The 12,608-nt window shown below is 32.7% G+C and carries 14 protein-coding genes and 1 pseudogene; 8 read left to right on the forward strand and 7 right to left on the reverse strand.

Features of this window, described 5'->3' with window-relative positions; genetic code table 11:
- Positions 1 to 6 precede the first annotated feature (6 nt).
- Together DZ64_RS0105360 and DZ64_RS0105365 are read right to left on the reverse strand one after the other, a co-directional pair.
- Complete coding sequence (locus tag DZ64_RS0105360) at positions 7 to 1,293, reverse strand: ammonium transporter (protein WP_024789722.1); 1,287 nt, start codon at positions 1,291 to 1,293, stop codon at positions 7 to 9.
- The gene (locus DZ64_RS0105365) at positions 1,283 to 1,621 is read right to left on the reverse strand and encodes a P-II family nitrogen regulator (RefSeq protein ID WP_024789723.1); all 339 of its coding nucleotides are present in this window, start codon (positions 1,619 to 1,621) and stop codon (positions 1,283 to 1,285) included. Before DZ64_RS0105365 ends, DZ64_RS0105360 begins: the two co-directional genes overlap by 11 nt.
- A gap of 172 nt (positions 1,622 to 1,793) precedes the next feature.
- Here DZ64_RS0105365 and DZ64_RS10745 point away from each other — a divergent pair, with 172 nt between their 5' ends.
- Genes DZ64_RS10745 through ciaB form a run of 3 tightly spaced genes read left to right on the forward strand, consistent with a single transcriptional unit; the run spans position 1,794 to position 4,250 of the window.
- Positions 1,794 to 2,138 (forward strand): ferredoxin-thioredoxin reductase catalytic domain-containing protein, encoded by a 345-nt coding sequence (locus tag DZ64_RS10745; RefSeq protein WP_035003140.1) that lies wholly within the window; start codon positions 1,794 to 1,796, stop codon positions 2,136 to 2,138.
- Entirely contained in the window at positions 2,128 to 2,487 is a 360-nt protein-coding gene (locus DZ64_RS10750) for a rhodanese-like domain-containing protein (RefSeq protein ID WP_035003142.1), read from the forward strand. Before DZ64_RS10745 ends, DZ64_RS10750 begins: the two co-directional genes overlap by 11 nt.
- Before the next feature lie 14 nt (positions 2,488 to 2,501).
- Entirely contained in the window at positions 2,502 to 4,250 is a 1,749-nt protein-coding gene (gene ciaB / locus DZ64_RS0105375; protein ID WP_024789724.1) for an invasion protein CiaB, read from the forward strand.
- An 18-nt stretch (positions 4,251 to 4,268) separates the two neighbouring features.
- On the opposite strand, the gene DZ64_RS0105380 is transcribed toward ciaB, so the two are convergent.
- From DZ64_RS0105380 to DZ64_RS0105400, 5 genes and pseudogenes are all read right to left on the reverse strand, one after another.
- Positions 4,269 to 4,823, reverse strand: coding sequence for an HdeD family acid-resistance protein (locus DZ64_RS0105380; protein ID WP_024789725.1), 555 nt, complete (start codon positions 4,821 to 4,823; stop codon positions 4,269 to 4,271).
- A gap of 73 nt (positions 4,824 to 4,896) precedes the next feature.
- The gene (locus tag DZ64_RS0105385) at positions 4,897 to 5,067 is read right to left on the reverse strand and encodes a hypothetical protein (RefSeq protein ID WP_156922625.1); all 171 of its coding nucleotides are present in this window, start codon (positions 5,065 to 5,067) and stop codon (positions 4,897 to 4,899) included.
- A gap of 46 nt (positions 5,068 to 5,113) precedes the next feature.
- On the reverse strand, positions 5,114 to 6,319 hold the full coding sequence (locus DZ64_RS0105390) for a glycosyltransferase family 39 protein (RefSeq protein WP_024789727.1): 1,206 nt from the start codon (positions 6,317 to 6,319) through the stop codon (positions 5,114 to 5,116).
- A pseudogene (locus DZ64_RS10755) lies at positions 6,306 to 7,527 on the reverse strand (saccharopine dehydrogenase family protein). Before DZ64_RS10755 ends, DZ64_RS0105390 begins: the two are co-directional and overlap by 14 nt.
- Positions 7,528 to 7,578: 51 nt before the next feature.
- Positions 7,579 to 8,814, reverse strand: coding sequence for a saccharopine dehydrogenase family protein (locus tag DZ64_RS0105400; protein ID WP_024789728.1), 1,236 nt, complete (start codon positions 8,812 to 8,814; stop codon positions 7,579 to 7,581).
- A 64-nt stretch (positions 8,815 to 8,878) separates the two neighbouring features.
- On the opposite strand from DZ64_RS0105400, the gene DZ64_RS0105405 reads away from it, so the two are divergent.
- From DZ64_RS0105405 to DZ64_RS0105425, 5 genes are all read left to right on the forward strand, one after another.
- The gene (locus DZ64_RS0105405) at positions 8,879 to 9,766 is read left to right on the forward strand and encodes a carbon-nitrogen hydrolase (RefSeq protein ID WP_024789729.1); all 888 of its coding nucleotides are present in this window, start codon (positions 8,879 to 8,881) and stop codon (positions 9,764 to 9,766) included.
- Positions 9,767 to 10,408 carry a ribulose-phosphate 3-epimerase gene (gene rpe, locus DZ64_RS0105410; RefSeq protein ID WP_024789730.1) on the forward strand — a complete coding sequence of 214 codons (642 nt, stop codon included), beginning with the start codon at positions 9,767 to 9,769 and terminating at the stop codon, positions 10,406 to 10,408.
- Complete coding sequence (locus DZ64_RS0105415) at positions 10,409 to 10,996, forward strand: phosphoribosylanthranilate isomerase (protein WP_024789731.1); 588 nt, start codon at positions 10,409 to 10,411, stop codon at positions 10,994 to 10,996.
- A gap of 77 nt (positions 10,997 to 11,073) precedes the next feature.
- On the forward strand, positions 11,074 to 12,369 hold the full coding sequence (locus tag DZ64_RS0105420; protein ID WP_024789732.1) for an NFACT RNA binding domain-containing protein: 1,296 nt from the start codon (positions 11,074 to 11,076) through the stop codon (positions 12,367 to 12,369).
- A complete protein-coding gene (locus tag DZ64_RS0105425) occupies positions 12,366 to 12,608 on the forward strand; it encodes a hypothetical protein (RefSeq protein WP_024789733.1) in 243 nt (80 codons plus the stop codon). Before DZ64_RS0105420 ends, DZ64_RS0105425 begins: the two co-directional genes overlap by 4 nt.

Raw genomic sequence — 12,608 nt, forward strand, 5'->3', positions numbered from 1 at the left:
GGTTAATTATAAGTTAAAACCTTTTTCTCCGTGGATTGTAGCGTCAAGACCTTCAACTTCTGCTTCTTCACTGACTCTGGCTCCCCCTGTAAGAAGACTTGATACTTTTAAAACAATTGCTGTCATTATGGCTGTGAAAATAATAGTTACAGCAACTGATTCCAATTGTACTATCATCTGTCCCAATCTGTCTCCGTGATCATGCAAAGGACTTCCTGCCCATGCCAAATCTTTAAGAGCAAACAGTCCTGTTGCAAGTGCACCCCAAAGACCTGCGATAAAGTGAACACCGAATGCATCAAGTGAATCATCGTATTTAAATATTTTTTTAAGTACTGTTACACCGAAAAATCCAAATACGCTTCCGCCTATACCTATAATTAAAGCACCTATCACACCAACAAATCCGGCAGCCGGTGTAATTGCAACAAGTCCTGCTACTGCACCGGAAGCCGTGCCTAAAAGTGTAGGTTTACCAAATTTGATGTAATCCAAAATAATCCATGTAACTGCTGCTGTTGCCGCTGCAAAGTTTGTCATTAAAAATGCGCTTCCTGCAACACCGTCGGCTGCGAATTCACTTCCGGCATTGAATCCGAACCATCCGAACCATAAAAGAGCTGCACCGAGTGCTGTTAAAATAATACTGCTTGGCATCATTTGAGTTTTAGGATAACCTTTTCTTTTACCAATCATTAAAGCCGCAACAAGTCCTGCAAGACCTCCGTTCATATGAACAACTGTACCACCGGCAAAATCAAGTGCGCCTGCGTTATATAAAAATCCTCCTCCCCATACCATATGTGCTATTGGAGCATAAACAAATGTTCCCCAAAGAATTACAAACACTAACCATGTTGAAAATTTAGTTCTTTCAATTATACTACCGCTTGCAATTGCCACTGTAATAGCTGCAAAAGTTCCCTGGAATGCAACAAACACATAACTTGGATAACCGCTGCTTTCCAAATCGCTATATTCTATACCGTTAAGGAATATATGTTTTAGACTACCGATAATTCCTGCGACATCGTCTCCAAAAGCCAGAGAATATCCCCAAAACACCCAGACTACCGTTGCTAGGGCATAAGCTGCAAAGACCATCATTGTTGTATTTAATGCGTTTTTAGTTCTTGTCATGCCGGCATAAAACAGTGCAAGTCCTGCCGGTGTCATAAGCATAACAAGCGCAGTCGCCGTCATCATCCAGGATGTATTACCAGTATCAAGTGTAGGCTCACCCGCAAAAGCCAAGCTTGCCAGTCCCAAAATAGATAATATTCTAAACAGCATCGCTTCCCCTTTCTCCTGTTCTTATTCTTATAGCATCTTCCACAGGCAGGATAAATATTTTTCCATCCCCGATTTTTCCTGTTCTTGCATGGGTTTGAATAATTTCAACCGTTTTTTCAACAAAATCGTCATTTACAAAAATTTCAAGTTTTATTTTAGGTAAAAAATCGACAACATATTCCGCACCTCTGTATAATTCAGTATGGCCGTGCTGTCTACCGTGACCCTTTACTTCACTTACAGTTATACCTGTAATTTCAGCCTCAACCAAAGCCTCTTTAATTTCATCTAATTTAAAAGGCTTTACAATTGCTTCAATTTTTTTCATAGCTCCTCCTTTATTTTTTACATTGAAAGTGTAACAATTTTTTTATAATAGTTTATTCTTTAAACTGATTAAATTTTAATCAATTGGTGTAAAGAAAATATTAAATTAAGATGAATTATATTTTTTGACATTTTTTTTTAATTTGATAAAATCAAGCAAAAAAGGAGGGTTTATGCTTAAACCAAAAAGAGATAATGTTGATATGAACAGCGAAGAATTTAAAACTGAAGAAGAAAAAACAAAAAAATTTGTTGAAAAAGTTGTAAAACAGTTCGGATGGTGTATAACTCCAGATAAAGAAGTTTATGATGCCATTGTTATGGGTCTTACAAGAAATAAACTGATGTTTGGAAAGAGATACTGTCCTTGTTTTATCCCGATGGGTGATAAAGAAGACAGAATCTGTCCTTGTAAACCGGCAATTGACCACGAGGTAGTGGAAGGGTGCTGTCACTGCGGAATTTATTGCAATCCGGAAAAATGTGAAGAAATTAAAAAGGGGATGGATGAAAAATAAAAATATTTTAAAAAAAACTCAGATTTTGGGAGATGAACTGGTCGAACTGTTAAACGCCAGAAAAAAGAAATTAATAGATTTTGAACTTATTGATATAAGAGAGCCGTTTGAATATAAAGAGGCAAAAATAAAAGGTGTTGACAGACTGCTTCCTATTACAAATTTTCAAAATGATATGAAAATATGGAATGATTTAATAAAAAATAAAAAAGATTTTATAATTTATTGCAGAAGCGGGAACAGAACTTCTTATCTTCAAAATTATTTAAAACAAAAATTTAATATAGGTGTTCCCCATTTAGCACAGGGTATTATCAATTACCCTGGAATTATTGAAAAGGACAAATAATTAAAAGGAATGAAATGTTTTTGGAAGAAGTATATGAAATTGTAAGAAAAAGAGATGAAAGAATAAATAAATATTTTAAAAAATGCCCGGATGATATAAGGGCATTGTTTGAAGAGATATTAAAAACACTGAACCTGGAAATAAATGAAGACAATTTAACCGCCCTTAAAAAAAGATTTTTTCATTTAAGGGAAGATTCTCTTATAAATCTTTTAAAAAAAGCAAAATTGAATGAATCGGAAATAAAGGAAATTCAGCTTGATTTATACGAACTTACCAAAAATTTCTGGATAAAAGAGCATGAAAAACTTATAAACGAACTTTCACCTTTTATAGGGCCTTTTTATACTGAGCTTTTAAAAGGTGTGCATAAAATAGGGATTGCTTTTTCTGCATGGCAGCCAAAATGGACAAAACATATTATTCATACAGTTAATGAAGAGCTGTCTTTGGAATTTGCGGGCGACGAGGCAAAAGTGATGGATTATTTAATTGAAAATGATTTACTAGATAAAAAAACGGCAGACAGAAGTTACAGTGTTTTGGTAAAAACCAAAAACGGATATGTGGTCAAAACATACGCAGAGGTTTTTGAAGAGGAAGTAAATGAAGCTGTTAAGGCGATAGACGGACTTATTTTAGCTCTTGAAAAGCTGGAAAATGAAAAAAAAGCCGAATGGATTTTGTATTTTAACGCCCTGAAAACGGCGCTTCTCGAAAAAAATAGAAAAGAACTTATTAAAAGATGGGCAAATGTGGACAGAATCTGGATGGATATAGATTCCCCGATTCAGGTAGGTCATCCGCTTGAATATTATGAGGATAAATTCCGTAAAGCCGTGGCGCTTGAGCTTGATGTAAGGATTCAAAACCCGAATGTTAAAAGTTATGTAAAAGAAAATATTGTTAAAATGTATAAAAAACAGTGCACTGATGAAAATCTTTTAGAAAATGCCATAAAAAATATTGAAAGAACTAAGCTTTTCATTTCAACACCCGCTCTTTTTTACGGAGCTGAGTTTAACGGACTTTTTTCAGCCCAGGTTGTACCAAATGATGAGGGTGTAAGTCGTGAAAAAGGCAAAAAAATATTTGCTTTTGTAGATAAGGTTTATGAAGATATAAAAGCAAGACCAAAAATGCTTCTCAGTTATGAAATTTTAGGTAAAGAATTTATGGATAAGTTTTATAAAAACTTAGAAGATAAAGAAAAATTTGTAAAAGTTTATGACATTACAACAATAGGCCATGAGTTCGGGCATATTTTATGGGTGGATGAAGAGAGCGAAGCTAAAATGAATAAAAGCGGCATGTTTAAAAATGTAGAGGAATTTAAAGCAACAACAGGCGGACTGATGGCGTTTTTTGAAAATGAAGAAAAGGAATTGATTGAATCCGTATTGGAAGATACAATAAAAAGGGCTGTTGGATTAATTTCCTGGATGGAAGTTGACGACGTACTGCCTTATTATATTGAAGGGCTTATTCATTTAACCGGGCTTTTTGAAAATGAAGTAATTAAATTTAACGGTAAGAATCTGGAATATAATTATGAAAATTATGAAAAACTTAAAGTTTGGTATAAAGATACCTATCTGGATTTGGCAAATCATTATATTGAAAAAAAAGATGCAAAAGAATTTTTGGATAAAATTGTTTATAAAGATAAAAATTATTATCCGATAAATAAAAAAGCGGATGAATTTGTAAAATATTATTATCAAAGATACAGGGAAATCGGAGAAAGAATCTATAAAGATTAAATTTTGGGCAAAGACGAATTATTTTTCGTCATAAGCCCCTTTTTTAGCCAGCCATCCGAGATATATGAGAACAATCCCATCCATTAAAAAACTGACCCCAACGATTATCCCCACTGTAAAAAATGAACTAAAAGGCCAACCAATTACTAAAATGATTCCCAAAATGAAACTTAGCGCCCCGTTTAGCAAAGAGAGCCACCAACCACTTAAAGGTTTTAAATCAAGTGCAATACCAAAACTTGCAAAAGCATCAAAGAAAAAATATGCTGCAAAAAGTATTGCCACTGCTGCTACACCGCTTCCAGGCCAGATTAAAAGTAAAATACCCGTAATTAAAAGCATCAAAGCTTTAAACCAAGCACTTAAACTTTTTGTATGAGCCTTAAATGTGGTATATAACTGAACCAGTCCCGCGGCTAAAAACAAAGCCCCTAAGAATATTACAAAAGCCAGACTTCCGGCAACCGGTTTTGCTATTGCAAGAATGCCCGCAATTACCATTAAAATACCTGAGATAATTGAAAGAGTACTAAACTCTTTAAGATTTTCTTTGTCAATTCTGTTTAAAAACATTTCTCCCTCCTTAAAATTTTTATAATTATATAACTTATTTTAAGATAAGTCAATAACTTTTAGTATAAATAGCTCAATATCCTTTAAAATTCTTCATAAAAAATACTTTATATGTCCTGTTAAAGTCTTTATATAAAGGCGCGTTTATTATAGCAATTAATTTTGAGTTTTTAAAATATTTTTTAGCATGATTTTCTTTTGTAACATAAATATAGTTTTTCCCTGTTTTTAGTTTTGTATCCATATCATATTGATTTTCGATTTTATGTGAAGGATTAAACATTACAGAGTTAAACGCATTTGGCTTTAAATATATAAATCATTTCAGCCATAATCACCCTGTCATCAAACATAAGGGGATAATGATATTTTTGGATTATCGGTTTTAATCTATCAGCAACCTCCCTCCATCCCAAAACTCTTTTAAAAGGGTCGGTTTTTGAAGTAAGTGTAATATGTAAAGCTTTTGTAATATCATGATAATGATAAAATAAAATAGCAGCTAATAAATTTATGGCAATTCCTGTTTTTATAAGATTTATTTTATTTTTTTCAATTAAATAAGCTATTACTAAAACAGTGCCGGCAATATATGTAGCGCTTGCCCAGTTTGCAAAAGCCCTTGTTAAGAATGCCTGCAGGGAAATCACTCCTAAAAATACAAATGCAAAAGAGTATAAAAGTTTATATTTGCAGTTTTTAAAATATGGTTTTATTAAGAGATAAAGTAAAACTCCAAAAAATACTGGACCAAAAACACCAAACTGAGTTAAAATAAAATTTAACAGATGTTTTGGATGAAAAAGTTTTCTGTCTATTTCGCTTATATCTTCTATATGATCAAATGTTATAAAATTATGATGATAATTCCATATTAAATTTGGAAGATAAATGGCTGCCGCAATAATCATTGCTATATATAAATTTTTCTTTTTAAATTCTTTCTTTTTGCACAAAAAGATATATATTACAACACTTAGTATAAATAAAATCATATTATATTTGCTGAGAAGCCCTAAACCTCCGGCAATTCCCGCAATTATCCAATAAAACAGTTTATCTTCTTTTATAGCTTTTATAAAAAAATATAAAGTTAATGAATAAAAAAATAAAAGTACGCTGTCTGTTGTAATTGCCATGGAATAAAAAGAAACCAAAGGTGTTGTAATAAAAGTAAGTGCGGAAAAAAAGGCCGTTTTTTCATTAAAAAGATTTTTTGCAATAAAAAAAATATTAATTGAAGTTAGTAAATACAAAATTAAAGAAGGTAGTTTTATGCATATTTCATTATCTCCGCAAATCATGGAAGCTAAATGAATAACCCATGCAATCATAGGGGGTTTTGAATAGTATCCAAAAGAAAGATGCTTTGACCATCCCCAGTAATATGCTTCATCCACATGTAAATCAATATTTACATGATATAAAACAAAAAGTCTGTAAAGTGTTAGTAAAAGGGCAAAAAGAAAAAAGTTTTTAAAATTATATTTCGTCAATTGGCAGTCCTTCTGTCGGGAGTTCTTCTATAAACCAAGGGAGTCCGTTTTTATTTAGTTCATACATAAATGGTCTTGCTGGAAACTCTTCCATATTTTTAACTCCCTCACTAAACCACTCTTTTGTAGCTATCATTTTAGCCCCAATCATTGCTGGAACACCTGTAGTATAGCTTACACACTGAGCTCCAACTTCTCTGTAAGCGCATTGATGGTCACAGATATTGTAGATATAGTATCTTTTCTTTTTACCGTCTTTATATCCTGTTACGACAACTCCTATATGAGTCTGACCTTTTGTTCTTGGGCCCAGGCTTGCTGGGTCTGGAAGTACTTTTTTTAGAAATTCCATTGGGGAAATTTCACAGCCTTTACAAACTTCAATAGGCTCAATACTTGTCATTCCTACATTTTGAAGAGCTCTTAAATGCCATAGGTATTTATCAGAAAATGTCATAAAAAATCTTGCTCTTTTAATTGATGGAAAGTTTTTTGTTAGACTTTCAAGCTCTTCATGGTATAAAAGATAACTTGGATATTCTCCAACTCCTCTATAATTCCATTTAAAGCTAATACTCATTGGTTCAATTTCTCTCCACTCTCCATTTTCGTAATATTTTCCTTTTTGTGTTATTTCGCGGATATTTATTTCAGGGTTGAAATTTGTAGCAAAAGGATATCCATGATCTCCTGCATTACAATCAAGAATATCAAGATATTCTATTTCGTCTAAAAGCTCCTGCGTTGAAAATGCTGTAAATACATTTGTAACTCCCGGGTCAAATCCGCTGCCAAGAAGTGCCATTAAGTCCTGCTTTTTTAAACTCTTCATCTTTTGCCCACTGAAGTTTGTATTCAAATTTAGCTTCATCAGGATGTTCATAATTTGCAGTATCTACATAATGAGCGCCAGCTTTTAAACAGGCATCCATTATTGCTAAATCCTGATAAGGAAGTGCTACATTTAAGACAATATCACTGTTTGTTTCTTTTATTAGTTTTGCAGTAGCTTCCACATCCATTGCATCAATTTCAGCTGTTTTAACTTCAACTCCAAGGCGATTTTTAATATCTTTTGCTATTTTATCGCATTTAGATTTTGTGCGGCTGGCAAGCACAATATTTTTAAATACATGGTTATTCATAGCAGCTTTAAAAGTGGCAACCCTTCCAACTCCACCAGCTCCAATTATTAGTAAATTACTCATTTTATCTCCTTTATTTTTTTATTTTTAAAATCTCAGCTTCTTCAAAAGAATTTAAAAATTTTTTCTATTAAAAAAAGTTTTTCTTCTAATTACATAAATCATTACATATCCTCCAATTTGAAGTCCCTCCCGTTCCATCTCTTCAAAAAAAGGTTTAGCATCAAATTCTTCTACATTGTGTACCCCTTCAGCCCACCAGATTTTTTTAGCCATCAATTTACAGCCTATAATTGCAGGCACCCCCGTTGTATAACTTACACAATGAGCTCCCGTTTCTTCGATTGCTTTTTCATGGTCGCAAATGTTATAAATATAATATTCTTTATTTTTCCCATCTTTTTTTCCTCTTACAATTACTCCGATATTTGTTTTACCTTTATAATTTTTTACCAATTCTTGTGGGTCAGGTAATACTTTTGCTAAAAATTGAAGTGGAGAAATAGTGCAGTCTTCACAAATTTTAATAGGTTCAATACTGAACATCCCTATATTTTTTAAAGCATTAAAATGATATAAATACCGGTCGCTAAAACACATATAAAATTTAGCTTTTTTTAAGTTAGGAAAATGTTTTACAATACTTTCAAGCTCTTCATGCCATATTAAAATACTTGTAGCTTTCCCGCATTTAGGGTAGTTGTGTTTAGTTTGAATTTCAAACGGTTTTGTTGTATGCCACTCTCCATTTTCCCAGTATTTTCCAGGTAGATTGAGTTCTCTAAGGTTAATTTCAGGGTCAAAATTTGTAGCAAATGTCCTTCCATGACGTCCAAAATTACAGTCATATATTTCAATTTCTTTCAATTCATCCAGCAGGTAATCGGCTGCGTATTTTACCATTATAGAAGTAACACCCGGATCAAACCCGCATCCAAGCAGTGCCATTGTATGAGCTTTTTTGAAATCTTTATCTTTTGCCCATTGTAAATCATAATAAGTATCAGGGTTATCTTCACTCTCAGCTAAGGCTGTATCGAGATAAGCCGCACCTGTTTCAATACATGCATGCATAATTGGCAGATTTTGATAAGGAAGAGCCACATGGCAGACAATATCAATATTTTCTTTTTTTATTAATTCAATTACATTTTCTTTTTTGTTTGCATCAAGAGTATATGTTTTAATATTTATTCCAAGTTTTTCTTTTATATCTTTAGCAATAATGTCGCATTTGATTTTTGTTCTGCTTGCTAATACTATATTTTCAAAAGTGTTTTTGTTTTTTGCCGCTTTAAATGCCGAGACCCTTCCAACTCCGCCGGCTCCGATTATTAAAAGGTTTGCCATTATCCTCCTTTTTTCAAATTATATCATTTTTCAAATAACATTTTGTTATAATTAAAGGCTTTTTATGAAAATCTCTCTTATTCAGCACTCCTTCAAAGGAAGTAAAGAAGCTACAATAAATCATACTGTTGAAATGATAAAAAAATCAAACGGAGAGCTTGTTATTTTGCCGGAACTTCATCAAAGTGAATATTTTTGTAAAAGTGAAGATACTAAATATTTTAAGTATGCTGAGAGTTTTGAAAAAGATATTAAATTCTGGGCCGAAGTGAGTAAAAAAGAAGAAAGAGTATTAGTTACAAGCCTTTTTGAAAAAGTAATGGATGGAATTTATTATAATACGGCTATAGTATTTGATAAAGGAAAAATTGCAGGAAAATACAGAAAAACACATATTCCTGACGACCCTGGATTTTATGAAAAATTTTATTTTACTCCGGGTGAAAAGATAGAGCCGATTGATACAAGTATAGGAAAACTTGGGGTTTTGGTTTGCTGGGATCAGTGGTATCCGGAAGCTGCCAGGATTATGGCATTAAAAGGTGCTGAAATATTAATATATCCAACGGCAATAGGTTATCTTATGTGTCCGGAAGATAGAGTAGATGAGCTTTGTGAAAATGAAAATACAAAAGAAGAAAAAGAAAAAATGCTAAATGCATGGATAAGTGTGCAAAGAGGGCATGCTGTGGCAAACGGGGTTTATGTGGCTGCGGTAAACAGGGTAGGAGAGGAAAAAGATAATTCAGGTGTGCTTGGTGGAATAGAATTTTGGGGAAACAGTTTTGTTTTCGGACCTCAAGGTGAAGAAATTGTAAGAGGCGGATTAAGTGAAGAGATAATTGAATCTGAAATTGATTTAAAGGCTGCACGTGAAGTTAGAAAAATTTGGCCGTTTTTCAGAGACAGAAGAATTGAACTTTATGATTGTTTGAAAAATAGATATTGTTAAATGAAAATATCTCCAAGTATTTTAAGTGCAGATTTCGGTAGATTAGCTGATGAGGTAAAGGCGGTATGCGAAGCGGGAGCGGATTATATTCACTGTGATATAATGGACGGGCATTTTGTACCGAATATGACGATGGGGCCTATGATAATTGAAGCGGTAAAAAAGATTGCGAGCGTGCCACTTGATATACATTTTATGGTTGAAAATATTCCTTTTTTTGTAGATATGTATAAACATTTAGAACCGGAATTTATAAGTTTTCATGTAGAAGAAGAAAAACATATAAACAGGGTTATTCAAAAAATAAGAAAAGAAAATATCCGTCCGGCAGTTGTACTTAATCCGGCAACGCCTGTTTGTTTGCTTGATTATATAATTGAAGATGTGGACATGGTGCTTTTAATGAGTGTAAATCCGGGATTCGGAGGGCAGAAGTTTATTACGTCCACTTTAAGAAAAACAGAGGAATTAAGAGAACTTGCCGAAAAAAGAAATCCGTCTCTTTTGATAGAAATTGACGGAGGGGTAAACGATAAAAACGCAAAAGCGCTTCTTGAAGCGGGTGCCGATATTTTGGTGGCGGGAAGTTATGTTTTTAAAAGCGGTGATTACAAAAAAGCGATTGAAAGTTTAAGGGTTTAAATGAAGGTAAAAATCTGCGGCATTACAAACTGGGAAGATGCTAAAATTTCCTGTGATGCCGGTGCCGATGCCCTTGGATTTGTAACATATGAAAAATCCCCGAGGTTTACAAGCCCTGTTGAGATAAAAAAAATTATTAAAAAACTGCCCCCTTTTGTGGTAAAAACAGTTTTGTTTGTAAAGGCGGCGCCGGAATTTGTAAATGAGGTAATGGCTTATACAAAAGCTGATATTGCCCAGATTCATTTTGAGGCTGACGAAAGTTTTTTTGAAAAACTGAACTGTAAATATTTAAAGGTTGTGAGGGCAAAAGAAAAAAAAGATATTGATAAATATGCCGGTGAATACAGAATTGTGGATGCATATGTGCCTGAATATGGGGGAAGCGGAAAAAGATTGGCGCTTGAATGGTTTGAAGAGAGGGACAATTCAAAAATAATTTTAGCCGGGGGTCTTACTCCTGAGAATGTTTTTGAAATAGGAAGTTACAGATTTTACGGGGTGGATGTCAGCAGCGGGGTTGAAAGTGTACCCGGAAAAAAAGATAAAAGAAAAGTTATGAAATTTATAGAAACAGTCAAAAAGTGAAAAGTTCAAAATGAGCTTTGCTCATCTGGCTGCTTGAAAAGCGGCCATGATGTAAAGTATAAAGTGAAGGAAAATAATTGAAAGCGTTTGTTTTAAAAAAAATTGCCGAGAAACTTAAAAATTATAAGTTTATAAAAAAAGCTTTCAGGATTGATGAAAATCTTATTTTAATGCAGTTTGACGAGGATAGATACTATTTTGATTTGACAAAAGGAAACAGCGATATTTATATAAATATTGATTATCCTCTGGTTAAAAAGTTTAAAGCGCCCTTTGACATAGTTTTGGAAAAAAAATTTACAAAAGCCAAAATACTTGGTGTAGAATGTAATGAGAGAATATTAACAGTTACAGCAAAAAATAATAATAATTTTAAAAAAGAGATTGTAAAAATAAGGTTTGAATTTACAGGCCGTTATACAAATGCGATAATTTTAAATGAAAATGATATTGTTATAGAATCACTGAGGCATATCAGCGAAAGTCAATCAAGCAGAATTGTAAAACCCGGGGTTAAACTCGAAGAATTGCCATCGAGGGAGATAAAAGAAAAAGAGTTTAAAATTGATGATTTGGAAAATTATACAAAAGAGCTTTTTGCTAAAAAATATGAAAAAAAAGTGAATGAAACCAAAAAAGTCATATTAAATAGAATTAATAAAAAGATAAAAGAGATTGAAAAAAAAATAAAAAAACTGCCGGATATTGAAGAACTGGATAAAAAAAGCCAAACCTATAGAAAATATGCGGATATCGCCATGGCAAATTTACACTTGATTAAACCTTTTGAAAAAGAATTTAAAACGTATGATTTTGAAGGAAATGAAATAACTGTGCCACTGCCGGAGCTTAAAAATATAAATCAGATAGGAAATTATTATTACAGACTTTCGAAAAAAGCTAAAAAAAAGGCTGAAAATATTGATATAGAAAAAGGTTTTTTAACTTCACAGCTTCAATTTTTGCAAAATTATAAAAAACTTGTGGAAAATGCAAAAGATTTAAGCTCACTGAAAAAATACCAGCCTAACAGAAAAGAAAAAAAAGAGGACGAAAACATAGCAAAATTTATGTTTGATGATTATCTGATAATGGTTGGTAAAAATGAAAAAGGCAATATTAAACTTCTTAAAATTTCTAATGCAAACGATATCTGGATGCATATAAAAAACTATCCGGGTGCCCATGTGATAATTAAAAACAATAAATTAAAAATTGAGGAAGAAATATTAAATGAAGGAGCAAAACTTGCTGTGGCTTTTTCTAATAAAGAAGAGGGAATTGTCGATTATACTAAAAGGAAATTTGTAAAAATTAAAGACAAGGCAAATGTTGAATATGGAAAATATTCCAGTGTAAAGGTGAAATTATGAGTTTAATTGGCCAGATTACATTAATTAATCAAAACCAGCATGTTCCTTCAATCATCGCATCTGATATAATGGCAAGAGAAGTTGTTTCTAAAGAGTTGCAAAAATTGGCCTCTGCGGAAAAAGAGAGAAAAGTTGAAGAAGTAAGACCTGTGGAAGAAATTGAAAAAATAGTGCCGGATAGAGGCGAAAAAGAAGAGGTTAAAAAAGAAGCCGCAAGGCATATTGATATAAAAGCATAG

The organism is Lebetimonas sp. JH292 (genome assembly GCF_000523275.1).
In the GTDB taxonomy this organism is placed as follows: Bacteria; Campylobacterota; Campylobacteria; order Campylobacterales; family Nautiliaceae; genus Lebetimonas.

Excerpts from the sequence above, each read along its gene's own strand:
- DZ64_RS0105405 (WP_024789729.1), top strand. The coding sequence starts at position 8,879 with ATGAAAATCTCTCTTATTCAGCACTCCTTCAAAGGAAGTAAAGAAGCT.
- DZ64_RS0105415 (WP_024789731.1), top strand. The coding sequence starts at position 10,409 with ATGAAGGTAAAAATCTGCGGCATTACAAACTGGGAAGATGCTAAAATT.
- DZ64_RS10750 (WP_035003142.1), top strand. The coding sequence starts at position 2,128 with ATGAAAAATAAAAATATTTTAAAAAAAACTCAGATTTTGGGAGATGAA.
- ciaB (WP_024789724.1), top strand. The coding sequence starts at position 2,502 with ATGTTTTTGGAAGAAGTATATGAAATTGTAAGAAAAAGAGATGAAAGA.
- DZ64_RS0105360 (WP_024789722.1), bottom strand. The coding sequence starts at position 1,293 with ATGCTGTTTAGAATATTATCTATTTTGGGACTGGCAAGCTTGGCTTTT.
- DZ64_RS10745 (WP_035003140.1), top strand. The coding sequence starts at position 1,794 with ATGCTTAAACCAAAAAGAGATAATGTTGATATGAACAGCGAAGAATTT.
- DZ64_RS0105400 (WP_024789728.1), bottom strand. The coding sequence starts at position 8,814 with ATGGCAAACCTTTTAATAATCGGAGCCGGCGGAGTTGGAAGGGTCTCG.
- DZ64_RS0105425 (WP_024789733.1), top strand. The coding sequence starts at position 12,366 with ATGAGTTTAATTGGCCAGATTACATTAATTAATCAAAACCAGCATGTT.
- rpe (WP_024789730.1), top strand. The coding sequence starts at position 9,767 with ATGAAAATATCTCCAAGTATTTTAAGTGCAGATTTCGGTAGATTAGCT.
- DZ64_RS0105365 (WP_024789723.1), bottom strand. The coding sequence starts at position 1,621 with ATGAAAAAAATTGAAGCAATTGTAAAGCCTTTTAAATTAGATGAAATT.
- DZ64_RS0105385 (WP_156922625.1), bottom strand. The coding sequence starts at position 5,067 with ATGGATACAAAACTAAAAACAGGGAAAAACTATATTTATGTTACAAAA.
- DZ64_RS0105380 (WP_024789725.1), bottom strand. The coding sequence starts at position 4,823 with ATGTTTTTAAACAGAATTGACAAAGAAAATCTTAAAGAGTTTAGTACT.